The following is a 26,690-nucleotide window of genomic DNA, read 5'->3' as shown; positions in this document are numbered from 1 at the left end:
TACCCGTTATCCGTTCGCATCTACGAAGTGTTTACCACAGAGACAGGTGCAGAAGGTAAACGTCTGCTTGGCGTATTCAAGCAATAATCCGACTTCAATTCCACACGAAATCCGACCTCGCGAGGGGCGGATTTTTTATTTATGTTATATTTAATAACATAAATTCATTGAATTTTGGTGTTTTGCTTTGTATAATGTTATATAATATAACATATATTTATTCCGAATTCCGCAATGGATCCAGCCGCACGAATATCCGAGGTCATTTCCTGGGAGGGGAGTACCTATGCATCTTACCGTCGAACAGGCGTTGTCGATTTTTCCTTTGTCTAAAGGAAGGCTGATTGCAGGAAAAACCGGTACGTCAAGAATCGTGAAATCCGTCAATGTGATGGACGCCCCGGACATCACTGATTGGATAAAAGACGGCGAAATGTTGTTTACGACCGCATACCTCATTAAAGACGACATTGACGAGGGCATCCAACTGCTGCGCAAGCTGGACCAGCGGGGTTCCGCGGGGCTCGGGATCAAGCTGGGCCGGTTTTGGTCCGATGTTCCCGAATCCATCCTTGACGAGGCGGACCGTCTGGAATTTCCTCTCATAGAGCTTCCTTATCAATTCACGTTCTCCGATCAGATGAAAGGGTTATTTTACGCCGAATTGCAGCGCAATACCAAGGTGCTTCATTCGGTCCTCGAGAAGCAAAAAAAGCTTATGCAGTTCGCCCTCAAACCCGACCATCTCAGCAACTTTTTTCATGCGATACTGGGGATTATCGGGTATCCGATGGCTGTGGTCGCTTCACGCGGTCATCTGGTCTTTAATTCAACCTCGATGAGTGAAGCGCAGCTTCTGCAGGGGTGGCCTTGGAAAGACCGCAGCCAATGGGTTTACTCGGAGAACGGCAGACATTTCCGCATTCCTTTGACGGATAAAGAAGAAGGTATCGGTTACGTGCTGTTTTATCCTACAGAACCTCAATTGATGAAGGTAGAGGAAGGTCTTTTTCACCAGGCGGCAGAAATCATCTCTTACCAAATGAGTTTCGTGTACAAAGAATTTGTCGATCAATCCGTGCAAAATGACCTCGGGTACTTATTGTCGCGCTATTTAAAAGGGAACGGCACCATTGAGGCGCTTACAGAAGGGGCGGAACGCCTTGGGATCAAGCTTTTCGAAGGATCGTATCAGTGTGTGCTGGCAGCGGTGCCGCCGGAGATCCCGGAAAGCGACCGCTCCAAATGGCTTCGCGACCTTCGCGAAGAGCTTAAATTCCATCCTGAGCTGAAAAACAAACAGGTGATCCATTTTCGCATAGGAGAGGGGGAGTTCTCGATTTTTTCCGCGGATTCATTTTCCGGGAACGGGACGCTCCCGGCCCTTCTTGCCAAAGGATTACAAGGCCTGCTCGGAGCGGCGGACGCCACACGCAGGCCCCGGCTGTCGGTGAGCGGCAGAAAATGCAAGCCGGAGTCTTTGCTGAAGGCGTTTCAGGAATGTCAGGACACGCAGCAGATTGCAGAACGTCTCGGAATTCGCGATCCGGTCATTCAATTCGAAACGGTGGAGCTTGCCTATTTATTTCAGCATGTGCCCGACCGGAAAATGCAACTGTATTGCGATGAAGTGCTTCAAGCGCTGCTGGTCAAGGATCCCGAGTATGCGCGGGAGATGCTGCACACGCTCGAGGTCTTTATAGACAATGACGGGCAAATGAATGAAACCGCCAAACAGCTTTACATTCATCGCAACACCGCGGCATATAGGTTGGAGAAGATCGGCGAATTGTTGGGCGTCGATTATAAAAGCATAAGCGATTTGCTCCGGCTGAAGCTTGTGTTCGTCTTTCGGCAAATGCTGAATTCCTAAAGGCGTTACCCAGACGCAAGGAGGACATCCATGTCTAAACTGCTCATCAAGCAAGCTCAAATCATTACCATGAACAGTCAAGAAGAAGTATATTCCGGGGATGTTTGGATTGAGAATGACCGGATCGTTCATGCCGCACCTGATCTGAGCTCGTTGGAAAAGCAAGCCGATCATATCATTGCGGGCAAAGGGCGCGTGCTGCTGCCGGGATTTGTGCAAACGCACATTCATTTATGCCAGACGCTGTTCCGGGGGCGGGCCGATGACATGGAGCTGCTGGATTGGCTGAAGAAGAGAATTTGGCCTCTGGAGGCTGCGCATGACGAAGAATCGGTCTACTATTCGGCTTTGCTTGGCATTGGAGAGCTGATTCGCAGCGGAACAACCACCATTCTTGATATGGAGACGGTTCGCCATACGGATTTTGCTTTTCGCGCTATGGCAGAAAGCGGCATTCGCGCCGTAGCCGGCAAAGTCATGATGGATTGCGGCGCGGATGTGCCGTCCGCTTTACTTGAGCGGACGGATCAATCGATCCTGGAAAGCGTAGATCTGCTGCAGAAATGGAACGGAGCGGAAGGCGGACGGATTCGGTATGCATTTTGCCCGCGTTTTGTAGTATCCTGCACGGAGCGTCTGCTGACGGAAGTCAGGGATCTGTCGGAGCAGTACGACGTAAAGATCCATACTCATGCTTCTGAAAACAGAGGCGAGATTGAGCAGGTCGAGCGGGAGAGAGGCATGCGCAATGTCGTGTACCTCGATCATATCGGGCTGGCTACGCCCAGGCTGATATTGGCCCACTGCATCTGGCTCGATGAAGAAGAAAAGCGGATTATCCGCCAACGCGGCGTGAAAGTGACGCATTGTCCGGGCTCCAATCTGAAGCTGGTCTCCGGCATTGCGGATGTGCCGGATTTATTGTCTCAGCATACCCATGTCGGTCTGGGAGCGGACGGGGCCGCCTGCAATAATCATCTCGACATGTTTCAAGAAATGCGCCTTGCTGCGCTGATTCATAAAACGAATTACGGACCGGCCGCTATGGGGGCGAAGAATGTGCTTCGGATGGCGACGATGGGCGGGGCGGAGGTGCTCGGGATGGAAGGCGAGATCGGCAGTATCGAGCCGGGGAAAAAAGCCGATCTGATCCTGTTGGATCTCAACGATTTTCATGCGTATCCATCGTATGATGCCGATCCGTATTCTCGTATCGTGTATTCGGCAACCCGCGGCGACGTGGATACGGTAATCATTGACGGAAAGATCGTGATGCAAGGAAAGCAGCTGCTTACCGTAGATAAGAAGGTGGTACTGCAAGAGGCCGATCGGTGTATCGAAAGGCTGCTGAAGCGGATATAGACGGATCATAAGGTATGGTGACATGGAGATGCACGAATTGCTGGAGGTGTTGTTCCAAACCAGGCGAAAGACGGTGCTTGCCACGGTGATCGAAACCGAGGGACACGCTTGCCGTAAATCTGCTCCGGATCATTTGCATGATCCGGTCGGCTTGGATATCGGTAACGGCAGGTCCGGAAGAAATCACCGACAGCATTGCGGCCGAATGCTTTGCTCTAGGAAGATTTGAAATACCACGCACTCGATCTGAACATCGGGAGGGATTGGCCATGGCGATCGGCAACCGCATTCATCCTTCCGAACCGAGGGTTTGGCAGCCCTCCGGTTTGAGAGAAGCATGGGAATTGCGCCAAAATCTGCAGGCGGCAAGCACTTTCGTATCCGGCGGGTCGCTGTTAAGGACACAGTGGGAGTCCGGACAGACCGAGATGCCCATGCATTTGATCAGCTTGGAGGGCATATCCGAACTGCAAGGCTTGCGCGTACTGGAGAATAGAGGAGATGGAGTCAAGCTCAGAATTGGCAGTTTGGTTCGGTTGGCAGCGTGCGGAAAACAAGCGGAATCCCGGCTGCTCGCTGAAGCGTGCAGGTTGATTGCCGCACCTTCCGTGCGGAATATAGGAACGCTGGGAGGCAACGTGGCTTCCGGCATCGGTGATGCCATTCCTGCGTTATTAGTTAACGACGCCATCCTGAGTTGGTTTAACGGCAAGGGAATTGTAGCGGAACGGCTGGAATCCTGGTTGGCCGGACGGCGGAAAGGTAAGGCCGGAGAGGACAAACGCATCTTGGCGGAGATTGTCCTGCAGCCCGTGCCGGTTAAGGGAAGCGATACTGGCGTCATGGAATTTTATCATAAAGCTGCGCGACGGGAGGCCTTTGCTCCTTCTCTTGTTACGGTTGCCGGCACGGGGATTTTGCATCAAGACGGAAGCTTGTCTGAATTAAAGTTAGCTGCAGGAGGAGGCTCTTCTACGGCCTGTCGTCTGCCGTACACGGAAGCGCTGCTGACAGGACGGCCGCTCACGGAATCGCTTCTGAAACAAGCGCATGATTTAGTGAAATCGGAATGGAGCGGCTTCGCCGATCCATTCGCTGCTGCGGAATACCGGCGGACAGCCGCAGCCAATCTGATCGTGTCGGAGCTGTGGAAGCAGATGACGGCCAAACGTTAAATCCGAATTGCCGGGGAGGGAATGACGTGCTGTTGAACAAACCAAATGCGGGAACACGCTGGAAGATCCGGCCGGACGGAGCGGATAAGGTGACGGGAAAATGCATATATTTGACGGATATGCATAAGCCGGGGATGCTTTACGGCAAAATATTGCGAAGCCGGCACGCTCATGCCCGGGTGCTTTTCATTCGAACGGAGGAAGCCGAACGGCTTCCAGGCGTTCATGCGGTTATTACGTACAGAGACGTTCCCGGCATGAACCGTTTTGGAATAGCCATCCCTGATCAGCCTGTGCTTTGTGAGGATCGGGTCCGATATATAGGGGATGCTTTAGTTGCCGTAGCAGCGGACAGCCTCGAGATTGCGGAGCAGGCGCTGCGGATGATCGAAGTTGGTTATGAACCTTTACCGGTGCTGGATAATCCTGAAGCCGCACTGCGTCCGGATGCTCCGAAGCTTCATCCGTCAGGAAACGTTCTGCACCGAACCTCATATCGGCGTGGTGAAGTATCGGAAGCATTCACCCGCTGTGCGCATGTGGTGGAACATACTTATTACACGCCGAGACAAATGCATACGTACATGGAAACGGAAGGCGGATTATTCGTTCCTGGGGAGGACGGAAGATTGACGGTGTACGCACCGACGCAGCACGGTTATAAGGACCGGATGCAGCTGTCGAGAATTTTGGCGATGCCGGAATCCGGGATTCGGGTCGTTTCCAGTCCGATCGGAGGATCATTTGGCGGGAAGGATGAGCTTAACATTCAGCCGTTCGGAGCGCTGCTCGCATTAAAGAGCGGCCGGCCTGTCAAGATTCATCAGGAGCGCTTCGAGTCCGTTCGTGCAGGGTTGAAGCGTCATCCGATGAAGATTACCATGCGCACCGGCGTGGACGGCGAAGGCCGGTTGGCAGCTCATCAGGTGCGAATGATCGCGGACACCGGCGCCTATGCGACTCTAGGACCGGCCGTACTGAATTTCGCCACCGAGCATACCATGGGACCTTACCGTATTCCCAACGTAGACGTGGAAGGGCTGTCTGTTTATACGAACAACGGGATATCCGGAGAATTTCGGGGCTTCGGGGGAAATCAGGTGATTTATGCGCTGGAGGGTCAGATGGACCGGCTTGCCGAAAAGCTGGGGATGGACCCTTGGGAGCTGCGCCGGATCAATCTCCGCAAGGCGGACGATCCCGGTCCGATGGAACAGAAGATCGTTGCGACTGAAGGAGCCGGCCAAGTATGGGCCTCGGTCGAACAAAGCGATGTTTGGCGCAGAAGAAAAGAAAACGCGAAGGATGATCGGGTACCCTGGATTCGACGGGGAGTAGGCGCAGCTATCGCCATGCATGGATCGGGGCTCGGTTTTGGTTTGCCGGATTTCGGAGGAGGCAGGCTGTCGTTGAATCCGGAAGGGAAAATCGAGGCCGCCTTCGGCTACGAGGAAATCGGGCAGGGGCTGCTGGGAACGCTGGAGATCATGCTGACGGAACAATTCAGCTGTCTTGCGGAGGATTTGTCGCTTGTTATTGGAGATACGGATCGTGTGCCGCACAGCGGTTCCAGCACCGCATCCCGTACAACCACGATGATGTGGCTGGCCCTGCAAAAAATGAAGCCGGTCTTTATCGGCAAGCTGCTGTCGGAGGCATCGGCCATATTGGACATTCATCCCTCAGAGCTGGAAACAGGACCAGGAGGCATATGGAGAAGGCAGGCGCTTGGAAGCGAGTCGGACCGCCATTCGCCCGTCATAACTTACAGGGAGTTGGCCGAAAAGGCAGCGAAACCGATCGAGACATTAAGTCAAATTCATTTTCCGACAACACCGGACGCCGTCATGGGCGGCCATTTCCTTTACACTTACGCCGGTGCCGCTGTCGAAGTGGAGGTCAATACGCTGACAGGCCGTGTCCGGATCGTCGATCAGTATCATGCGGTAGCAGCGGGACCGGTTGTGAATCCCATGGGCTATACGGGACAGATAGAGGGCGGAAGCAGCATGGCCATTGGATTTACGCTAATGGAGGATGCGGTTATGTCATCGGGACATTATGTCACCCGGAATTTGGATACGTACTTGATTCCGACCGTATACGATATGCCCGGGCGCTTTTGCCTGGATGCCATTGAAGAGCTTCCGGAAGGCGATCCCTATGGACCTCGGGGAATAGGCGAAATAGGAACGGTGGCTCTGGCCCCGGCGATTATTTCTGCCGTTCGGCAGGCCGTCGGTGTGTGGGTGGAGAAGCTGCCGATCTCTCCGGAGCAGCTCATTGGAAACGCCGATTTCTTGAATGGAGCGTGAAGCGGATGATTGTAGATGCCAATGCCGGAGCATGGAGCTGCACGATCAACGGGAAACCTGTTGTCCTGGAGCATATGCCTCCCACGAGAAAATTGCTCGACATTCTCCGGGATGAACTGCGTCTGATGGGGACGAAAATGGCCTGCGGAATCGGACGATGCGGAGCTTGTATGGTGCTTTTGGACGGTAAACCGGTCAACAGCTGTTTGTTGATGGCCTATCAATGCGCAGGCAGAGAGCTGGTGACTATTGAAGGGCTGCAAGGACCGGAGCGCGATCCGGTGCAGCAGGCGTTTCTGGAAGAAGGCGCTTTTCAATGCGGCTACTGCACCTCGGGTATGCTGATGTCCGTCAAGGGGCTCTTAAAAGCGAATCCTTGCCCGAATCGTTCGGAAATTGAAGAGTCCCTGTCGGGCAATTTATGTCGTTGTACCGGCTATGGACCGATCATTCGGGCGGTAGAAAAGCTGTCCGAACTTAACAGGCAAGGTGCGAGGAATGTGGACCGTGAAGTATAAGCATGGGCATAGTGCGAAGAAATGAAACGGTTTGTCCTTTGGGTCAGACATTATGGCGTATGGCGTAATGGACGGAGCTGCCTTGGAAGGCAGCCCTGTTGATTTTTGGCTATTCATAGAAGGTTTCGCATGCATAGGGCCTGCCCGTGCGACAACTGGTGCAAGCCCCGCAGGAAGCAAAAGATAATACAACGTGATCTCCCGGCTGTACGCTGGATACGCCATTGCCTACGCTTTCCACAATACCCGAGCCCTCATGGCCTAGTACGGCGGGAAGCGGAACAGGATAATACTGATCTCGAACAATCAGGTCGGTGACAAATTCCCGCTCATTCGCTAACATAGACACCATCCTCCATGATTTCAAATGGCAACGTTTTCTTGCATTTAAAATATATCACAGGATGTTTGAAAGGAAATGATTTCAGCGTATTTGGAATGAAATATTTAACATCGCGATGATCATTTTTTTGAAATGCGACCGGTAAACAGCAGCATAATAAAGGAAATGAGAATAATAGCACCTGTCCAGGCCCACGCCATCGCCGTATTGCCCGCATCGACCGCAACATAAATCGCAGTAGGGATGGTTTGGGTTTTGCCGGGAATATTCCCGGCAATCATCAAGGTTGCCCCGAATTCGCCGAGGCCCCGCGCGAAGCCAAGGATATAGGCGGTGACTAATGAACGAAAGGTTAATGGAAGTGTGATGTACCTGAACACTTGCCATTCGCTTGCTCCGATGGAACGCCCCGCATCCTCCAAATCCCGGTCGACGGAAGCATAGCCTGTCTTCATCGTTTGATAGACGAGCGGAAAAGCTACCACGATCGAAGCGACCACGGCTGCCCACCAGGAAAAGACGACCGGCGCATCGAACAACCATTCGAAGAAACGTCCGATCCAGCTTTTTCGGCCAAGCATAACCAAGAGCAAAAAACCGACTACGGTTGGCGGAAGGACAAGCGGCAGCATAAATGCCGTTTCGAGAAGCGTCTTTCCTTTAAACGATCGCCGGGACATCCACCAGGCAGCACCCACACCTAACACAGCAACCACTATACTGGATAGCATGGCCACTTGCAGTGATAATCCTATCGGGGACCAATATTCGTTCCAACTCCATCTCATGCCCATCACGATCACTTCGGTATGGAAAATCCGTATTTGACGAATACATCCAGCGCTTCTTTCGATTGCAGGTATGTAAATAAATCTTCAGCTTCTTTACTATACTTCGTCGCTTTGACAATTCCTATCGGATACTCGACGGGAGTGTAGGTAGTCGGATCGACGGCAAAAGCGATGGTGACCTGCTTTGAAGTCAAAGCGTCCGTTTTATATACAAATCCGGCTTCGGCGTTCCCGGTTTCCACATATTGAAGCACTTGTCGCACGTCTTTTCCTTGTACGGTTTTGGACTGCAGCGTATCCCACAGTTTGGCGTTAGTAAGCGCTTCTTTGGCATAGTTTCCGGCCGGGACGCTTTCCGGAATGCCGATCGCCACATGTTTTACTTCCGCTTTCGCTAAATCCGCTATACTTTTAACCTCCGTTTTCCCATCTGCAGGAGTGACGACGACCAGTTCGTTGTTCAACAAATTCTTTTGTTTATTCGTATCGATCAGCTGTTTGTCAACGAGCGCCTGCATGTTCTTGGGCGCAGCGGAAAGAAATAAATCTGCCGGAGCCCCTTGCTCAATCTGCTGTTGTAAAGCCCCGGATGCGCCGAAGTTAAAGTTCAATTTGATATTTGTATTCTTGGTTTCGTAAGCCTTCTGGATTTCCTTGAGCGCATCGGTCAGGCTTGCTGCCGCAGAAACGGTCAATTCCACAGTTTCCACAGACTGCTGACCGGTTTGGTTCGAATTCGGAGCCTGTGCACTGTCACCAGCGTTAGCGGCCGGTTTTTGCTCCGTTCCGCAACCTGCAAACGCAAACATTATTACAGAGATAAATAATAAGATCATATTTCTTTTAACATTTCCAAACATTATTTCGCCTCCTAAATTATAATTAGTTATAATATAACATAAATAATTATATTGTATATAGAGTCTTTACATTGTAAACCCGTATAAGAATCTTTTTATGTCCGGATGTGATAAAATAAAGTCGGACGAATGAGCGGCAATGACAATGAGCAGGGAGGATTAGGATGTCTAACGAACAGTCCTACACGACCGAAGAAATCGCTAAGCTATTGAAGATATCCAAACTCACGGTATACGATCTGATAAAAAAAGGGGAGCTGCCCTCTTACCGTGTTGGCAAGCAGATGCGGGTGGATGCGGCCGACCTCGAAGCGTATAAGCAAAGAACCAAAAGCATCAAGGCCGCCGAAAAGCCGGCACTGGCTGAAGTTTCTGCAAGACCCGCGCTATCGGCTTCCCATAACGGAACGCGCGCTGTCGTTATCACCGGGCAGGACATCAGCCTGGATATTCTGGCCAAGCATATGGAGAGGAATATCCCCGGCGTACGGCCATTGCGTGCCTATGTCGGAAGCCTCGACAGCCTGATTTCCATGTACCGGGGCGAATCGGACATCGTCAGTACGCATCTGTTGGATGGCGATACGGGAGAGTATAATCTCCCCTATATCCGTAAATTGCTCGTCGGCTCGTCCTATCTGGTGGTGAATTTGCTTTCGCGATGGGCCGGATTTTATGTCCAGCAGGGCAATCCGCACAATCTCGGCAGTTGGAGCGATCTAAAGCGGCCGGGCTTACGGCTCATCAATCGTGAAAAGGGTTCGGGAGCACGTGTTCTGCTTGACGAACAGCTTCGTCTTCACGGCATTCCGCCGGACCGGCTTAACGGGTATCATAAAGAGGAATCCAATCATTTAGGGGTAGCCGGAAAAGTGGCTTCCGGGGAGGCGGATGTCGGCATAGGAATCGAAAAAGCCGCTTCCATTGTCGGCAATGTCCAGTTTATCCCCTTAATTCAAGAACGGTACGATCTCGTTATGATGAAAAAGCCTGAGAATCGGGAATGGATCGAATCCTTCATTTACATTTTGCAGTCCGATGCATTTCAGAATGAACTGCGCACCATTCACGGGTACGACTTGTCTTTGACGGGTCGAATCCTGCTCGAAACATAAGCGAATAAGCTGATATAATGAACCAATCAATGGAAGCCGGGTTTTCCGCAATAAGGAAAATCCGGCTTATTTTATTGAAACTAAGTCTTTTGACCTCTAAATATGGCATATATATGTAATTATATATAACATATGATTATGGTATGACGCACAAAACTGCACTATAATGTTATGTATTATTACAAAAACACTCATATTCTATTTACCATTCATAACCCATCTAATACAATAACAACAAATGGAGGTGCTGAGCGAGAAAGAGATATCGGTAAAGCCACGCTGATGGTACCGCACGACGAATGAAATCAGTGAACGGGTACGGGTCGTATCAGGCGCATGAAAACATTGAAGCTGAGAGGAGCGAATCAGAGCATGGCTGTCGAATGGGAGAAAGAAATGATCGGTTTGCTTGGGGAAGCGCGTCTGTTGCTCGATATGGAGTCCAAAGAACGTTTGTCCAAGGACTATTATTGGTATTCGCCGGTGCTCGAACGTCAGTTGAAGGAAAAAATCGCCGACGGCATCGTCATCCCGAAGGATGAGCGCGAGGTATCGGCGGTATTGTCCTTTGCCTACCGGCACCGCATACCGGTTACAGTTCGAGGGGCGGGCACGGGCAATTACGGCCAGGCGGTTCCTCTGGAAGGCGGTATTGTGATGGATATGAGTCAGCTGGATGAAATCCTGGAAGTTGGCGACGGATACGCCCGCGTGCAATGCGGCGTACGACTCGGCTCGCTGGAGAAGCATCTGAGGGAGAGGGGACAGGAACTGCGCATCTATCCAAGCACCTTCATGAAGGCGACGGTCGGCGGATTTGTCTGCGGCGGTTCCGGCGGCATCGGCTCGATCACATGGGGCAACCTGTGGGACGGCAACGTACTGGAGGCGGCCGTTTATACAATGGAAGAAGTTCCAAGACGGTTGGTTGTCCAAGGACAGGACCTGTATCCATACATTCACAACTATGGAACGACGGGGATCGTCACGGAGCTTACCATCGCATCGGCCCCGAAAACGGAGTGGATGCAGACCGTTATTCATTTTAACGATATAGCGTCGGCGGTGCAGTTCGGCGAAGCGCTTGCCAAAGAAGAAGCGATTCCCAAACGTTTAATCAGCCCGATGGAGTGGCCGATTCCCGCGTATTTTCTACCGCTCAAAAAAGTATTGGAACCCGGGGCGGCGGCCGTGTTTCTGGAAATCGCCAACGGCACGCTGACGGCTGTTTCCGGGCTGGCCCAAAGCATGGGCGGGCGCGTCGGGCATATCATCGAAGCGGAGCAGTACCGCAAGACAATCGGTCTTTCCGATTTTACTTGGAATCATACGACGCTTTGGGCGCTGAAGATGGATCCGGCGATCACTTATCTTCAGGCCGGCTTTGCAGCCGACCGTTATTTGGAGCAAATCCGGCTGATAAAAGATGAATTCGGCGACGAGGTGCTGCTGCATTTTGAATGGGTGAAGAATGGAGGCCGGTTAAGCCTGGCATCGCTTCCCCTTATCAGATTTAAAAGCGAAGAGAGATTATATGAAATCATCCGTTTTTTTGAGGCCAACGGCGTGAACATTTTTGATCCCCATACTTGGGTGCTCGACAGCGGGGGACGCGGCGAAGTGGGAGCCATGCAGCGGAAAAAACGCGAGAACGACCCCCTGGGATTGCTGAATCCCGGAAAAATTGTTTATGAACCGTAAGCGGAAAGGAGGAGATCATCGAAAATAAGGGAACAGAGAGGAGCGGCGAATGAATTCATCCGAACTTCATTTGATTAACGCACGGCTTCCGTTACTGGATGAAAACGGCCTATATGAATTGAAAGCTTCGGACGGAAGCTGGACTTCGATTGCTTTGCAGCAGCAGGGAACGATTCCTTGCGCGGACCCTTTCCTGCCTATGGATGAATGGTTCTCGAAACCGTTTAACGCCGGATCGGACTGTGCGCTGGATTTGCAGGGCAGGGTGCTGATTCCGGGCATGGTGGATGCCCATATGCATCTGGATAAGGCCTATTCCCTCGCCAAAGTAGGCAATCGTTCCGGAACGCTTCACGAGGCGATAACGAATTACAGGGCCGCCGTTCAGAGCTTTACCAAAGAAGAGCTTAAGAACCGCATCCGTAAAGCGGCTTTGCGGGCTCTTTCTTTCGGCACTACAGCGCTTCGCAGTCATCTGGATTTTCCTGTCAAGGCAGGACGGGAGACCGCTTTTCGTGCTGTGCATGCCGCGCTTGAAGTCAAAGAGGAGCTGCAGGGTGTGCTGCAGATGCAATTTTTCCCGATGTGTCCTTACGACAAGCTGACCAAAGAGGAAATGGAAATGATCGAAGAAGCGTTAAAGCTGGGCATGGACGGGGTCGGCGGAGCGCCGCACCTCTCGATGACACCGGAGGAGGATATGGATCTTATCTTTGCGCTGGCTGCAAAATACGGAAAACCCGTCGATCTTCATGCGGATGAAAGCGATGACCCGACTATTCAAACGATCGCTTATATTGCGGAGAAAACGATAGAGTACGGTTATCAAGGGCGGGTAACGGTAGGCCATTTATGCTCCCTGTCCGCGATAGATCAGGCACGTGCCGGGCAGTTGATCGAGCGGATGGCAGATGCGAGGCTTGGCGCCGTTACGCTTCCGGCAGTCAACCTGTACCTGCAGGGACGCGGAGATCAAGGATTAATCCGCCGGGGAACGACGCGGGTGAAGGAGCTGCTGAATGCCGGTATTGCGTTGGCGGCGGCCTCCGACAACATCCAGGATCCGTTCCATCCTTTCGGCAAGGGGGATTTACTGCAAATCGCCTTGATCACCGGCTATGCCGCACATCTGGGCAGTCCTGCGGATCAGCTTGCGCTTTTGCGGATGGTTACCGAAACCCCCGCTTCCATTCTGGGGCTTGGAGCATACGGGATCTTCGCCGGAGCCTCCGCCGATTTTGTTGTTCTGGATGCGCGGTCCGCTCATGAGCTACTGACGGAACAGCCTTCCGGACGCGCCGTTTACCGGGGCGGAAGATGGGTGTATGCTTCAGCGCAAACAGAGACTTGGGGATCGAATGTACTCGATCGATTGGCTTCATTAATTCAAGGGTAAACGATATGAATGATGGGGGTATATATATGAAAAAATGGAATTTATCATGGTCCAAACGCCCGGTTACTGCCGCATTCGCCGGTTTGCTTATTGCCGGTGCCGTACTTAGCGGCTGCGGCGCCCAATCGGAAACGCAGCCGGCTTCGGCCGATCCGAAACCAGGAGCCCCGTCCGATGCAGAAAAGCAGCCGGTTGCCGTTACCCAGGTGACGAACTGGTTTGCCCAATCGGAGCACGGCGGCAATTACACGGCCCTAATCAAAGGCTTCTATAAAGAGGCAGGTTTGGACATGACGATCCAATCCGGAGGTCCGGGCATCTCGGCAACGCAGATTGTCGCTTCCGGGAAAGCGCAGTTCGGCATGGGGCAGGCCGATGAAGTGCTGTTTGCAAGAGAAAACGGCCTCCCTCTGGTCGCGATTCTGGGAACCTTCCAGAAAAATCCCCAGGGGATCATGGTGCACAAAGATCGGAACATCAAAAGCATGGAGCAGCTGAACGGCCGCAAAGTTTATGTCGGCAGCGGCGTCGCTTATTGGGAATACATGAAAAAGGCGTTCCATCTCGATAAAGTTCAGGAGTTGAAATATACGGGGCAATTGGCCAACTTTGTGAACGATAAAGAATCCGCCACACAGGTATATGTGACCTCCGAGCCTTTTGCCATGAAGCAGGAGGGGGTTGAAGTGGATGTGCTGCTGAACGCGGACTTCGGCTATGCGCCTTACGGCAACATCATGTATACCACCGAAAGCTTTATGAAAGAAAACCCCGAGGCGGTGAAGGCCTTCGTCGAAGCGACGGTGAAAGGGTGGAATTACTACAAAGACCATTATACGGAAATCAACCCGTTCATCCAGGAGAAAAATCCGGACACTCCGCTGGAAAAATTGGAATACAGCGCGACGGCGCTGCAGCCTCTCGTCTTTGAAGGAGATGCCGCCACTCACGGTGTAGGCTACATGTCCATGGAACGTTGGGAAACGCTGAACAAGCAGTTGGCCGATCTGGGGCTTCTGAAGTCGCCGCTCGATGTTAGCAAAGTCTTTACTACCGAATTTTTGCCTAAAAAGTAAGTCGTGCATGTACCTTTTCATCTAAAAGAAGGAAATTCGGAAGGCCGTAATGGAGCAGTTGAGATTCGACAGTGGAAGCAGGTGTCGGTGACATGAAAATTAGGCTGAACGCACTGAACAGCATGGAGAAACACGCGTTCGTCGAGACGATCGGATGGGTGTTTGAGCACTCCCCGTGGATAGCGGAGACAGTTTATGCCGCACGTCCGTTCTCCAGCGTGAAGCACCTGCACGATGCGATGCTGGAGGCTGTACGTTCCGCCAGTCCGAAGGAACGACTTGCGCTGCTGCGGGCTCACCCGGATTTGGCGGGTAAGCTGAGTATGAGCGAAACGTCAGTGAAGGAGCAGCAAGGGGCAGGGTTAACCGGCTTGACAGAAGCTGAGTATGCGGAGTTTTCCTCATGCAACGAAGCATATGTAGGCAAGTTCGGATTTCCTTTTATTATGGCCGTTCGAGGACATAACAAGCATTCGATCCTGGCAGCTATGCAAGCCCGTCTCAAGGGCACGACAGAAGAAGAATACGAAATCGCATGGAGAGAGGTAAGCAAAATCGCCCTCTTTCGCTTAAACGATCGGATCGAAGAGGATACCGTCTCATGTTCCGGAAAGGGGAATGCGAATATGATGATAAAACCGAACGAAACCGGACGCACCATGTATTACGGGAAAGGAGATGTGCTGGTTTACCGTACCTTTGCCAAACCGCTCCAGGCGATCAGGCGGATTCCGGAGTCCGGTTTTATCGGCAGCGATAACGTCATCTTTGCGCTCAATGTGAACATTGCGGTGCAAGGCGATGCGTTTCTGCCTTCATTCACGGAAGGGGATAATTCACTCGTCGTTGCCACCGATTCGATGAAAAATCTGATCCTCCGCCATGCGGCAGATTACGATGGCTGTACGGTTGAAGGCTTCCTGCTGCATATTAGCCGTATCTTTTTATCGAAATATCCCCAGATGACTACCATTCGAATGCGTGCGGATCGGATTCCCTTCGAGACGCTGCCCGTGCCGGGGCCTCAAGGAGATCTTATTGAAAGCGGATTGGTGTACCGGCGTTCGCACAACGATCATTCCTCGGCGGCTTTGACCGTAGAACGCTCGGGTGAAGGGATTGTGGTGACCGGCCATCAGTGCAGTGTCTCCGACCTTCAGTTGATTAAAGTGAAAGGGAGTTCGTTTGCCGGTTTTGTCCGGGATGAATATACGACCTTGCCGGAATCGCATGACCGGCCTCTGTTCATTTGGCTCAACATCGGGTGGAAGTACGGGAAGGTTGAGGATGTCATCTCGCCGGGAGAAGAAAGCTATGTCGCTTCAGAGCAAATTCGCGATATTGCGCATACCGTTTTCCACGAACAAAACAGTCCGTCGATCCAGCATCTAATTTATCATATCGGACTTCGGATCTTGTCCCGGTTTCCACAGCTGTCGGAGGTTCGCTTCGAATCAAACAACCGCACGTGGGAAACGGTCGTCGAAGAAATCTCCGGCTCGGAAGGACGCGTATACACGGAACCGAGGCCGCCTTACGGCTTCCAGGGCTTCACGATGACACAAGCCGATTTGACAGAGGCGCACGCCGGGACGGCAGCGGGCGAACAGAAGGGAGTTACAGCGTGAAGGGCGGATGCTTGACGACGCATGTGCTGGATATTTCTTCCGGACGTCCGGCCGGGGGCATGAAGCTGGAGCTATGGCGGATAACAGCAAACGGAACCAAAGAGCGGATACGTAAGACCATGACCAATACCGACGGCCGCCCGGACGCACCGCTGCTTGAAGGCGAAGAGTTGACCGCAGGAAAGTATGAGCTTGTTTTTGCCGTGGGGGATTATTTCGTTGACCTGGGCACTGCGGCATTCGATGCCGGCGAGCCGTTTCTGGGCGAGGTGCCGATCCGCTTCGGTGTTCAAGATCCCGATAAGCATTATCACGTGCCGCTGCTGGTCGCGCCAGGCGGATACAGCACGTATCGCGGCAGTTGATGAATGATAAGCCTGAAGAAAAGTTTAAAAATAAACGCCCGACCAAAGCTGCGAACGGTTGGGCGTTATTACGTTTTGGCATAGGTCCCGATCGCATAAGAATGACCATCTTTGTAATGTTTTATAACAGAGTTATGCTGTTTCATAACAGATAGTTTCATATAAAACCTCATTTTCAGCTCATTTTCATAAAAAATGGGACGAATTGCTCTGTAACCAATAAAACCGGCGGTTCATAATTGTAATATATGGAAATTTTGTTGGTATTCATGTTAGATTTTCTTCAAAAAACGCTTACAAAATTGCCGGAAACTCTATGCGAGAAGAATAGAAACTGATATACTGTTTTCGTAGGAATTGTAAACCTTTTCAATTTTACGAGGGGAGTTGAACTCATGAGGGTTCTACCGAAAACGAACGAACTCGGCTTCTTTGAAATTCGGCTCGAATCCATCGGCGGTCTGGGCGCGAATCTGGCGGGCAAGATGCTGGCAGAAGCAGGCGTTGTTGGAAGCGGTTTTAACGGCGTCAGTTTTTCTTCTTACGGTTCCGAGAAAAAAGGATCGCCAGTTAAAGCGCATATTCGTTTTTGCGATATGGAGACGAACATTCGCGACACCACGCCGGTTGAGCGTCCGCACGTAGTAGGTGTGTTTCATGAAAATTTATCCAAAACCGTGAATGTGGTCAGCGGCATTTATCAAGACAGCGTGGTTTTGGTCAATTCCTCCAAGACTCCCGAAGCATTGAAGGAGAAAATGAAGCTGATCGGCGGTACGGTTGCCGTGGTCGATGCCACCGGCATTGCGCTGGAGGAGAAAAACCGCGTTAACATGGCGATGCTGGGCGGCTTGTTCCGGCTCTGCGAATTCCTTGATTTCGAGCATATGAAGGGGATTATTCGCAAATCCCTAGAGAAAAAATACCCTGGCGCGGTGGAGCCGGCTCTTAGAACATTCCAGCGCGGCTACGACGAGGTGCAGTTTCAAACCTTCGCATTGCCGGAAGGGACGGAAATGCCGAAGCCTACGCGTTGGGATATCCCGGTGCTGGGCTATGCCACGCAATCGATCGGCGGAATGGTCACCAATCCCGGCAACAGTATTTTGAAGGATCTGAGTATTTCCCGGAACGGAATGATGCCTCATTTTGACGAGGACAAATGCATTCACTGTGCGGCCTGCGATACCGCCTGTCCCGACTTTTGCTTCGTCTGGGACGAACTGCCCGACAAGAAGGGCCGTCCGCAAATGTTCCTTCAAGGCATTGATTACCAATACTGCAAAGGCTGTCTGAAGTGCGTTGTTGCCTGTCCGACGGAAGCGCTCTCGGCGAATCGCGAGACGGATGGCTACGCTGAAGCGCATCGCGTTCCGCATCGTTTCGTCTTGGCGAACTGACAAGCTTACGATAAACAGGGAGAGGTGAAAGCATATGGCAATTGAAATCAATAAAGAGGTCAGCCAAGGAACGGTAGAGCAGCGGATGGTATATGAGTCCGGTAACGAAATGGCCGCTTATGCCGCTCACCAGATCAACTATCATGTGATGGGGTACTTTCCCATTTCCCCGTCCACCGAAGTAGCGCAATTCCTTGACTTGATGAAGGCTAACGGCCAGCATGACATCAAACTCATTCCGGCAGACGGAGAGCATGGGTCCGCAGGGATTTGTTACGGGGCCTCCACCGCAGGCGGACGCGTATTCAATGCAACCAGCGCTAACGGCTATCTATACATGCTGGAGCAGATGCCGGTTCAATCCGGAACGCGTTTTCCGATGGTGATGAATCTGGTTTGCCGTTCCGTATCGGGACCCTTGAATATACACGGCGACCATTCCGATTTGTACTACGCGCTGAATACCGGCTGGCCGATCCTGATGTGCCGCGATCCGCAAGCCGTTTACGATATGAATATCATGGCAATCAAGCTGGCGGAAGATCCGGATGTCCGTCTTCCGGTTATCGTAGCCTCCGATGGTTACTTTACTTCTCATCAGAAGCGCCGCGTACAAACCTTCGCACATAAGAGCGATGTTCATGCCTTTATCGGGGAGCAGCCGAAGCAGTTCCCGCACGTGCTTGACCGGAATAATCCGATTACCGTCGGGCCTTACATGAACGAGCCGGACTACATCAATAACTGTTACCAGCAATCCGAGGCGATGTACAGAGCAGGAGAGGTATTCGACCGTATCCGAAAAGAATACAGAATCTTGACGGGCCGCGATTACCCGATCCTCGACCTTTACCGGATGGAAGACGCGGAAGTGGCCGTGTTCCTGATGAACTCGTCGTCGGAAATTATTAAAGACGTTGTCGACCAGCTGCGCGCCCAAGGCATCAAAGCGGGGTCGATTGCACCGAACATGATTCGCCCGTTCCCGCAGAAGCAAATTGCGGAGGCGCTTAAAAACGTCAAAGCCGTGACGGTCGGCGACCGCGCCGATTCCTACGGAGCTTACGGCGGCAATATGTCGCTGGAGATCAGGGCGGCGCTTTTCACGCACGGCAACCGCGATACGATGGTCATCAGCCGTATATACGGACTCGGCGGCAAAGATTTCTATGCCGAAGACGGCCATGCGTTCTTCGAGCTCGCCATCGAGGCGGTGAAGAAGGGCCGTGTCGACGTGCCGTTCGATTATTACGGACATACGCCCGGCGATCCTAACAACAAGCCCAGACGTGTTCTTGAGCCGATGAAGTATGAGGATCTCAAAACGGGCCTGATTACCGTCAACAAAGACGAAGAAACGGGACAGCTCAAAGTCAAAGTGCCTCCGATCCGTCAGCTGACGAAAAAGCCCAAGCGTCTTGCTCCCGGCCATGGGGCCTGTCCGGGATGCGGTATTTTCTCCGGTCTCGAACTGTTTTTCAAAGGGATTGAAGGCGATATCGTAGCCTTGTTCCATACAGGCTGCGCGATGGTTGTTACGACAGGATATCCTTATTCCTCCCACAAAGCGACGTATATCCACAACCTGTTCCAGAGCGGTGCGGCAACGCTGTCCGGCGTGGTGGAAATGTTCTGGGAGCGTAAACGCCGCGGCGAGCTGGAGTATTTGAACCTTCCGGACGATTTCACATTCGTTATGATCACCGGGGACGGCGGTATGGATATCGGGATGGGACCTGCGATCGGCGCCGCGCTGCGCAATCATAAAATGATCATTCTTGAATACGATAATGAAGGATATATGAATACGGGAGCTCAGCTGTCCTACTCTACGCCACTGGGACATCGGACGTCTACGTCCAATGTCGGCAAGCATCAAGGAGGCAAGCTGTTCCACCATAAGGATACTCCGCAAATTATGGCGGCGACCAATATTCCTTATGTATTTACCGGTTCGGAAGCCAACCCGCAGGATCTGCTGAAGAAAGCGGCTAAGGCGCAATATTATGCACAGAATGAAGGATTGGTATACGGCAAAATCCTGATCACCTGTCCGCTCAACTGGCTGTCTGAGGAACAAATCGGTCAAACGCTGATCGATCAGGCCGTGAATTCCTGTTTCTTCCCTCTCTACGAAGTAGAGAACGGAGTGACGACGATTACGTACAACCCGGAAGAGAAAAACAAGCGGATTCCGGTTGGCGAGTGGCTCAAAAATATGGGCAAAACGAAGCACCTGACCAAGCCCGAATACGCCGAAGCGCTTCAATCGTTCGAGAACGAAGTGGAACGCCGCTGGAGCCGTCTGAAGGCGAAGCACGAAAATCCTTACTTGTAAGGCACATGCTCAGGGCGCAAACTCTTCATTGAGCTTGCGCTTTTCTTTTTATCCCATAAATATGGAGGGATGTCCGTTGCTATATGTCCTTCGGCATACCCAATCCGGCGAGATTGCAGCCTGCATTCAAAAAAACAACTATGATCTGGATTATTACGGCGCCAAGCATTGGGATGACGAGAGCGCGGCAGAACGGGAAAAGGATGATTTCTTATCCATGACCGGCCGTGACGATCTTGACTTGTGGCAGCTTCTGCCTGTTAACGAAGGCCGGTTAAAGCTTTTTAATGTAAAGCTGAAAAATGATCCTTCCCGCAGGCTTTGTTTAGATCCGGAAGGGAATATGACCGTCCATTCCGCATGGGATGCCTAATGATGACGCAAAGAACGGGGAATAAAAAGCTGATGAATACGAATCTTTTTGATTTATTTGAAGCCGCAACCACGGAGACTGAACTGAACACCTTTCAGGACACCATTCGAAAGGGCGGATTTACGTCATTTCGGCTGTTTATCGATGGATTTCGCGAACGGTTGAAGCGTTGCGAGGATAACGACATGGCGAACATGCGCCGTCTGGTAACATTGGCCAAGAAGCTTTTTCCGCAGCCGCAGCTATTCAGTCCCGCTTGGGCGCAGATTTGGGATGAATATGAGCTTATCGTCACCTATAAGCAAACGGTTCTCGAAACCGTCCCGGCAGATCAACGGGATGGAGAATGGCAGATTATTCTCGATAATCCCTATACCAACTCGGATTTAATCTGTTATCCCGGCCTGTCGTTCCTGGAAGGCGCTTATATGTTTGCTTATTTTCGAACGGATTTGAAAAATAACGAATATATTCGCCTGCAAAAAATTCAGCATGTCATCATGGCTTTCGGCAGTGAACGGGCCGAATCCGCAGGAAAAGAGCAATGACCGCTAAGAGGCGGATCATTGCTCTTTTTTTTGCCGGAGCGGAATAAAGAATGAACCGCTTGGACATGATGAAACCAAACGACGAGAACAATGGAGAACGTATGGCCGATTCCATTCTTATTATTGAAGATGATGAGCATATATCGCGGGTATTGAGACTGGAGTTGGAGCATGAGGGATACCGGGTCGGTACCGCATTTGATGGCAAGGAGGGAGTAAAACTGGCTTTGGAAGACTCCTGGAGCCTCATCCTGCTGGATGTGATGCTTCCCGAGTGGAACGGGCTGGAGGTGCTGCGACGGATCCGTCAGGCGGATCAGAGCGTTCCCGTTATTTTGTTGACGGCCAGAGACGCCACACCGGATGTTGTCAGCGGTTTTGAACAAGGCGCGAATGATTATGTCACCAAACCGTTCGCCATCGAAGAACTGCTTGCCCGAATCCGCAATCTCATTCAGATGACAAGTCATCCCAAGCCTTCGGGCAATGTGCTGGAAGTCGATGATTTGCAGGTGGACCTGGTAGCGCGTAAGGTCACGCGCGGCGGCAACGCCATTGAGCTTACCCCCAAGGAATTTGATCTTCTTCAATATTTGATCGAGCACAAAGGATATGTGGTCAGCCGGGAGCAAATCTTGTCCGATGTCTGGGGATATGATTTTGTCGGGGATACGAACATTGTAGACGTATATATCCGCTATCTGCGCCAAAAAATCGATAAAGGCTACCAGCCTAAGCTGATTCGAACAGCGCGAGGCATCGGATATGAATTGACGGTGCCTGAGCCATGAGTCTCCGCACAAGATTGATTTTGATGACCGGAGCCTGGATACTGTTGATCGTGCTGTTTTTTAATTACTTTATTTATTTTTATATTCTGAAGAAAATCACAGATGCCGAGGTGGAGCTTCTTTGGAACAAGGCGCAAATCATTCTCCGCAATCCTGAAATAAAAATTCCGGAAAATTGGTCGAATCCACATCTTCTCAAAGAGTTTCAAGACCCCGATTCACTTATTCGGATTATCACTCCAACCGGTGCCATCGCTGCCCAAAGCGTTTCCAACGAACAGCTTGCAACCCATCCGCCGGTTTATCGGACTGATTACCATTTTACCGTTGAAAACGGCCTTGACCAGTTGTTGTTCATACAAGTACCTATTATAGAGAATGGCGTTCAAATCGGGCTGCTGGAATTGGGAAAGGCGCTCGACGTCTTGGGAGATTTTATGGAAATCTTGGCTACCGGGCTCATGGTGACCACGGTTAGCGTCCTCCTGTTTTCATTGGTAGGAGGGGTATTTTACACCCGGGTCATCATACGGCCGATCCGGCAGCTGCTCGAGACGATGAACACCGTCCGCAGTAAGGGCCAGTTCATTCAACTAAGCTCACAATTTACAACAAAAAATGACGAGCTTGGAAGACTGGGCAAAACCTTCAACCAAATGATCCTTAGTCTGCAGGAAAACGACCTGAAGCAAAAACAATTCGTTTCCGATGCCTCCCATGAACTGAGAACGCCGCTGACCGTCATTGAAAGCTATACGTCTTTGCTTCGGCGGTGGGGAGGAGAAGATCCGACCCTTCGTCAAGAAGCGTTGGACGCCATTCATTCGGAAACCGTCCGTCTGAAAGGTCTGATCGACTCCCTGCTGCATATGGCGGAGATCGAACGTCAACCCGAGATCCGGCTGCGCAATATCAATTTGAAGCCTTTGATTGATGCGACAGCCGAACAGCTGAGCCTTGCGTTCAAGCGGGAGATTAGGGTGGAATCCGCCTCCAAGGAGCTTTATTGCATGGCAGACGAGGAAAAAATCAAGCAGCTGCTGATTATTCTTCTGGATAATGCGATTAAATACAGTAAAAAGCCTGTAACGATCGTGTGCAAAGAAGAAGCCAATACGGTTATATTGCAAGTGAAGGACGAGGGGATCGGGGTTCCGCGGCGGGAGCTTGGTCAGCTGTTCGAGCGTTTTTACCGAGTGGATAAAGCGCGAGGACGGGGCACGGGAGGATCGGGCCTCGGACTTGCGATCGCCAAACGGATCGTAGAACAGAACCAGGGTACGATCCGGCTGGACAGCGACGAAGGGAAGGGGATGACCGTTACCATAACTCTGCTAAAGAAGGAAAAGGAAGCGTAATAATCTGAGCAGACCATGAGAGAATTCTCATTGAATTCTAATAATCAAGCCTAAAGCCAGTCATAGCAAGGAATCGCCTAACTTTGGGAAAATATCCCTGATTTTCATCTGTGCTATAGTAGGTTATGGCCAAGCAGCCACAACTTACTCAAGGAGGACGTTACAGATGAACAACCTGATGGGAAAACGCTGGGGACGTCTTATGATGTCAGTCAGCTTAAGCGCTGCGCTGCTTACGACCGGTATATTGGCTGGACCTGTAAACACCGTTGAAGCTGTATCCGCATCGAAAGCACAGAGCATTATTTCCACAAGCCAAAAATATCTGGGTACGCCTTACGAGTTTGGTGCAAAGATGGGCCAAACCCGAACTTTTGACTGCTCTTCCTTTGTGAAGACCGTGTTTGCAAAGCATGGAATTACGCTCCCGCGTACTTCCAAAGCCCAATCCAAGGTCGGCAAGTATGTGCCGAAAAGCCAGTTGAAGCCAGGCGATCTCGTCTTCTTCTATAAACCGATCCACCACGTCGGAATTTACATTGGCAATGGTAAATTTATACACACATATGGCAAGCCCGGAGTGACGATCTCCGATCTGAATAGTGGTTGGTGGAAGAAAAATTACACGACCGCGCGTCGCGTTTCTTAATCGGAAACGACTGAAACCTCCTTTTGTCTGCGGACAAAGGAGGTTTTCATTTTGTTTAATTGACTTGAGAATGAAGCAATTCAGGGGAGTTCTGCTTTTCATTCGAAAGAAGAAACAGCCAAACGCCCAACAGCAGCAGGACTCCCGCGGCCGCCTGCAGCCAGGTAACAGTTTCGCCCAGCAGCAGATAAGCAAGAACGGTAGCTCCGAGCGGCTCGCCGAGTACGCTCATCGATACGGATTCCGGACGCATAAACTTGAGCAGCCAATTAAACAGATAATGGCCGAACAAGGTGGGGACGACAGCCATCAGCAGGAAAATTCCCCATTCCTTCGCATCGTAGTCCGTAAAGCTAAATCCAAGTCCCAGATTGTAGACGGCAAGAACCGCCGCAGCAAAGGCAAACACGAAGAAGCTGTAGAGAAAAGCGGGAACCCGGTTCAACAGGCTTTTGCCCATAAGCATATGTATGGCGACGGCGATGGTGCCGAGAAGTGAAAGCAGATCTCCAAGCAGCGCCGGCCCGGTGAGTCCCCAATCACCGTAGCCGATCAGGATGGCTCCGGTGATTGCGATCAGCATGCTGATCACTGCAAACGTGTTGGTCCGCTGCTTCAAGAAGAGGCAGGCTCCGATCAGGACGAAAACCGGCTCCAGGGCGAGAATGGCCGTGGAGCTTGCTACCGTTGTCAGCTTAAGCGAGCCCATCCACAATAAAAAGTGCAGCCCAAGCGCAAGCCCCGATAAAGCCAGCCCCAACCAATCCCGAATCGAGATTCGGCGAATCTCTTCACGATATTTCCATAAGAAAGGAAGCATGAGCAGAGTAGTTAGGACGAGCCGGTACATAGCGGTGACGGATACCGGCGCGTTCGACCACCGCACGAATATAGACGAAAAAGAAATAGCCACGATACCGATGAGCAGCAGCAGCGGTAAAGCCATAGGTACATTCGGTTTGGCATTCATCAGGCTGTAATCTCCATTCGTTTAGACGACGGTTTTAACCGACGGTTCATAAAGTACACACCGGTAATAATCAATACGGCTCCGATCAGATGGTACGCACGAATCGATTCTCCGGCGAAAAACTTAGCAAAGATCGCACTGAACAGCGGAATCAGGTTCAAAAAGCCGGAGCAGCGCGACGGACCAATCATGGCGATCGCCGCATTCCATGCCGTAAAGGATAACAGGGAAGGAAAAATACCGATAAATACCACGCCGGAGACAAGCCCGGCCGTCCACTCGATCTCGGAACCGCGGATCATCCATTCTGCAACCGAGCTAGGAACAAGGACGATCAATGCCATCACCAGCGTGGCCACGAACAAAGCATGCACAGGCAGCTCGCCTGCAAACTTTTTCATACCTACGGAGTAGAGCGCCCAACAACCTATGGCAGCCAGCATCCACAAATCGCCGCGGTTAAAAGAGAGGCCTGCGATCGCCGACCAACTGCCGCGCGAAATGATCCAGATTACGCCGAACAGGGAGAGCAGAATCGCGGGAAGCACGCTCCAGTTAATTCGTTCCTTCAGCATGAACAACGAAATGACGACGATCATCATAGGCGTCGCCGCATTCATCAGCGATGCATTAATGGAGCCTGTGTATTGTACGGCAATATAGGTTAATGTATTGAACCCGGCAATACCTGTGAGCGAAAGGAACAGCGTCATCCGCCATTTTCGCATAATCTGCTTGCGGTATCTCCAGCATTCCGCCCCCCAGAACGGGAGGATCACGAGCAGGGCCAAGATCCACCGCATTAGCGCCAGCAAAAAAGGAGGAACCTCGGTTACGAGCGTTTTGCCTACAACAAAATTACCGCCCCAAAAGCAAGTCGCGATGATAAGCAGTATGTATGGCGATTTCCACAAGGTTTTCACCATTCGAAGTTCAGCTCCTTTCTCAGACGACGATCCTTTTTCAGAAAAACGTTTTTCTATTATATCACCATTCAGCTCATTCTCACTAGCACTTCCTTCTATAAATATGAAAAGATCGATCCTAAATTTAAGCAAAAACGAAAAATGCCACCATAATCAGGCGGCATTAGAAGATGAATAACATTAAATATTAAAATCCAAAGTCAATAGTCTTGCCCGTTTCAGCGTATGTCTTAATATTGCTCAATATCATGGGCCAATGTGATTTGGTGTCTTCATAGCTCCGTCGGCTTTCAGAATGTATTTGGCCTAAACAGCAAACCGTTAGAAGAGGAAATCCTTGAGCGTGATGATGCGCAGTGAATGGTAAATCTCGTGGAATCGTTTATATTCGAGCGGCTGCCTGAGCCGGATCCGAACGTTGGGCTGGTCAATGACATTGCGAGCGCGATTCGGGAGGACCGAACCCTGATCAAAGTGGAAGATGCGGTGCGGCAAACCGGTCTGCATAAACGAACGCTCCAACGATTATTTGATCGGTATGTGGGGGTAAGCCCCAAGTGGGTCATCCGGCGCTATCGGCTGCATGATGCTGCGGAGCGGATGGAACAAGGCGACCCTCCGGATTGGCTTGAACTGTCCTCGGAATTAGGCTATTACGATCAATCGCATTTTATCCGTGATTTTAAATCGATTGTAGGTACGTCGCCTCAGAATTACATCCGTAATCATGAATAGGAGCTGTTTCCGAACTCCCGCTGGTGCAGCACGACAACGCCGAAAACAACAGGTTCATCCATGACAAATCGCTAAGCCCCGCGG

25 protein-coding genes are annotated in these 26,690 nt (G+C 51.4%); 20 read left to right on the top strand and 5 right to left on the bottom strand.

Annotated features, from left to right (window positions below; translation table 11 throughout):
• Positions 1 to 286 precede the first annotated feature (286 nt).
• From BLT35_RS18095 to BLT35_RS18070, 6 genes are read left to right on the top strand one after another with little or no spacing between them, the layout of a single operon-like run.
• Positions 287 to 1,873 carry a PucR family transcriptional regulator gene (locus tag BLT35_RS18095; RefSeq protein WP_062408387.1) on the top strand — a complete coding sequence of 529 codons (1,587 nt, stop codon included), beginning with the start codon at positions 287 to 289 and terminating at the stop codon, positions 1,871 to 1,873.
• Between the two features lie 30 nt (positions 1,874 to 1,903).
• Entirely contained in the window at positions 1,904 to 3,235 is a 1,332-nt protein-coding gene (locus BLT35_RS18090; protein WP_062408386.1) for a 5'-deoxyadenosine deaminase, read from the top strand.
• Between the two features lie 22 nt (positions 3,236 to 3,257).
• On the top strand, positions 3,258 to 3,464 hold the full coding sequence (locus tag BLT35_RS27100; protein ID WP_217634723.1) for a hypothetical protein: 207 nt from the start codon (positions 3,258 to 3,260) through the stop codon (positions 3,462 to 3,464).
• 40 nt (positions 3,465 to 3,504) lie between these two features.
• Complete coding sequence (locus BLT35_RS18080; RefSeq protein WP_062408384.1) at positions 3,505 to 4,410, top strand: FAD binding domain-containing protein; 906 nt, start codon at positions 3,505 to 3,507, stop codon at positions 4,408 to 4,410.
• Positions 4,411 to 4,436: 26 nt separating this feature from the next.
• Positions 4,437 to 6,725, top strand: a complete 2,289-nt coding sequence (gene pucD, locus BLT35_RS18075; RefSeq protein WP_074729277.1) for a xanthine dehydrogenase subunit D — start codon at positions 4,437 to 4,439, stop codon at positions 6,723 to 6,725.
• A 5-nt stretch (positions 6,726 to 6,730) separates the two neighbouring features.
• Positions 6,731 to 7,243: a (2Fe-2S)-binding protein gene (locus BLT35_RS18070; protein WP_074729275.1), complete on the top strand. Its 513-nt coding sequence runs from the start codon at positions 6,731 to 6,733 to the stop codon at positions 7,241 to 7,243.
• Between the two features lie 109 nt (positions 7,244 to 7,352).
• On the opposite strand, the gene BLT35_RS18065 is transcribed toward BLT35_RS18070, so the two are convergent.
• The 3 genes from BLT35_RS18065 to modA form a co-directional block, all read right to left on the bottom strand.
• Positions 7,353 to 7,586, bottom strand: coding sequence for an alcohol dehydrogenase catalytic domain-containing protein (locus BLT35_RS18065; RefSeq protein ID WP_062408382.1), 234 nt, complete (start codon positions 7,584 to 7,586; stop codon positions 7,353 to 7,355).
• A gap of 119 nt (positions 7,587 to 7,705) precedes the next feature.
• Positions 7,706 to 8,374 carry a molybdate ABC transporter permease subunit gene (gene modB / locus BLT35_RS18060; RefSeq protein ID WP_254777603.1) on the bottom strand — a complete coding sequence of 223 codons (669 nt, stop codon included), beginning with the start codon at positions 8,372 to 8,374 and terminating at the stop codon, positions 7,706 to 7,708.
• Between the two features lie 11 nt (positions 8,375 to 8,385).
• Positions 8,386 to 9,237, bottom strand: a complete 852-nt coding sequence (gene modA / locus BLT35_RS18055; RefSeq protein ID WP_074729273.1) for a molybdate ABC transporter substrate-binding protein — start codon at positions 9,235 to 9,237, stop codon at positions 8,386 to 8,388.
• Between the two features lie 164 nt (positions 9,238 to 9,401).
• On the opposite strand from modA, the gene BLT35_RS18050 reads away from it, so the two are divergent.
• The 13 genes from BLT35_RS18050 (at position 9,402) to BLT35_RS17990 (ending at position 23,975) form a co-directional block, all read left to right on the top strand.
• A complete protein-coding gene (locus BLT35_RS18050; RefSeq protein ID WP_074729271.1) occupies positions 9,402 to 10,352 on the top strand; it encodes a substrate-binding domain-containing protein in 951 nt (316 codons plus the stop codon).
• Positions 10,353 to 10,724: 372 nt separating this feature from the next.
• Entirely contained in the window at positions 10,725 to 12,053 is a 1,329-nt protein-coding gene (locus BLT35_RS18045) for an FAD-binding oxidoreductase (RefSeq protein ID WP_074729269.1), read from the top strand.
• Between the two features lie 49 nt (positions 12,054 to 12,102).
• Positions 12,103 to 13,449 (top strand): amidohydrolase family protein, encoded by a 1,347-nt coding sequence (locus BLT35_RS18040; protein WP_074729267.1) that lies wholly within the window; start codon positions 12,103 to 12,105, stop codon positions 13,447 to 13,449.
• A gap of 26 nt (positions 13,450 to 13,475) precedes the next feature.
• Positions 13,476 to 14,525 (top strand): ABC transporter substrate-binding protein, encoded by a 1,050-nt coding sequence (locus BLT35_RS18035; protein ID WP_074729265.1) that lies wholly within the window; start codon positions 13,476 to 13,478, stop codon positions 14,523 to 14,525.
• Positions 14,526 to 14,617: 92 nt separating this feature from the next.
• Positions 14,618 to 16,153, top strand: a complete 1,536-nt coding sequence (gene pucL / locus BLT35_RS18030; RefSeq protein WP_062408376.1) for a factor-independent urate hydroxylase — start codon at positions 14,618 to 14,620, stop codon at positions 16,151 to 16,153.
• Positions 16,150 to 16,518, top strand: a complete 369-nt coding sequence (gene uraH / locus BLT35_RS18025; RefSeq protein ID WP_062408375.1) for a hydroxyisourate hydrolase — start codon at positions 16,150 to 16,152, stop codon at positions 16,516 to 16,518. Before pucL ends, uraH begins: the two co-directional genes overlap by 4 nt.
• A gap of 395 nt (positions 16,519 to 16,913) precedes the next feature.
• A complete protein-coding gene (locus BLT35_RS18020; RefSeq protein WP_062408374.1) occupies positions 16,914 to 17,918 on the top strand; it encodes a 2-oxoacid:acceptor oxidoreductase family protein in 1,005 nt (334 codons plus the stop codon).
• Between the two features lie 34 nt (positions 17,919 to 17,952).
• Positions 17,953 to 20,256 carry a thiamine pyrophosphate-dependent enzyme gene (locus BLT35_RS18015; RefSeq protein ID WP_062408373.1) on the top strand — a complete coding sequence of 768 codons (2,304 nt, stop codon included), beginning with the start codon at positions 17,953 to 17,955 and terminating at the stop codon, positions 20,254 to 20,256.
• Between the two features lie 76 nt (positions 20,257 to 20,332).
• The gene (locus BLT35_RS18010; protein WP_074729263.1) at positions 20,333 to 20,629 is read left to right on the top strand and encodes a hypothetical protein; all 297 of its coding nucleotides are present in this window, start codon (positions 20,333 to 20,335) and stop codon (positions 20,627 to 20,629) included.
• Complete coding sequence (locus tag BLT35_RS18005; RefSeq protein WP_235594287.1) at positions 20,629 to 21,177, top strand: hypothetical protein; 549 nt, start codon at positions 20,629 to 20,631, stop codon at positions 21,175 to 21,177. Before BLT35_RS18010 ends, BLT35_RS18005 begins: the two co-directional genes overlap by 1 nt.
• 101 nt (positions 21,178 to 21,278) lie before the next feature.
• Positions 21,279 to 21,968 carry a response regulator transcription factor gene (locus BLT35_RS18000; protein WP_062410914.1) on the top strand — a complete coding sequence of 230 codons (690 nt, stop codon included), beginning with the start codon at positions 21,279 to 21,281 and terminating at the stop codon, positions 21,966 to 21,968.
• Positions 21,965 to 23,326 carry a sensor histidine kinase gene (locus tag BLT35_RS17995; RefSeq protein ID WP_062408371.1) on the top strand — a complete coding sequence of 454 codons (1,362 nt, stop codon included), beginning with the start codon at positions 21,965 to 21,967 and terminating at the stop codon, positions 23,324 to 23,326. Before BLT35_RS18000 ends, BLT35_RS17995 begins: the two co-directional genes overlap by 4 nt.
• Before the next feature lie 166 nt (positions 23,327 to 23,492).
• Positions 23,493 to 23,975 (top strand): C40 family peptidase, encoded by a 483-nt coding sequence (locus BLT35_RS17990; RefSeq protein ID WP_062408370.1) that lies wholly within the window; start codon positions 23,493 to 23,495, stop codon positions 23,973 to 23,975.
• A gap of 55 nt (positions 23,976 to 24,030) precedes the next feature.
• Here BLT35_RS17990 and BLT35_RS17985 read toward each other — a convergent pair whose 3' ends face one another.
• Together BLT35_RS17985 and BLT35_RS17980 are read right to left on the bottom strand one after the other, a co-directional pair.
• Positions 24,031 to 24,945: a DMT family transporter gene (locus tag BLT35_RS17985; protein WP_054819833.1), complete on the bottom strand. Its 915-nt coding sequence runs from the start codon at positions 24,943 to 24,945 to the stop codon at positions 24,031 to 24,033.
• Complete coding sequence (locus BLT35_RS17980; protein WP_074729261.1) at positions 24,945 to 25,871, bottom strand: DMT family transporter; 927 nt, start codon at positions 25,869 to 25,871, stop codon at positions 24,945 to 24,947. Before BLT35_RS17980 ends, BLT35_RS17985 begins: the two co-directional genes overlap by 1 nt.
• 360 nt (positions 25,872 to 26,231) lie before the next feature.
• Here BLT35_RS17980 and BLT35_RS17970 point away from each other — a divergent pair, with 360 nt between their 5' ends.
• Positions 26,232 to 26,606, top strand: a complete 375-nt coding sequence (locus BLT35_RS17970) for a helix-turn-helix domain-containing protein (protein ID WP_062408367.1) — start codon at positions 26,232 to 26,234, stop codon at positions 26,604 to 26,606.
• The last annotated feature ends 84 nt before the right edge of the window (positions 26,607 to 26,690 follow it).

Origin of the sequence: Paenibacillus naphthalenovorans (genome assembly GCF_900099895.1) — a bacterium.
Taxonomy (GTDB): Bacteria; Bacillota; Bacilli; order Paenibacillales; family NBRC-103111; genus Paenibacillus_G; species Paenibacillus_G naphthalenovorans.
Note: the sequence above shows the minus strand (reverse complement) of the source record. Positions and strands in the feature narration are given on the sequence as shown.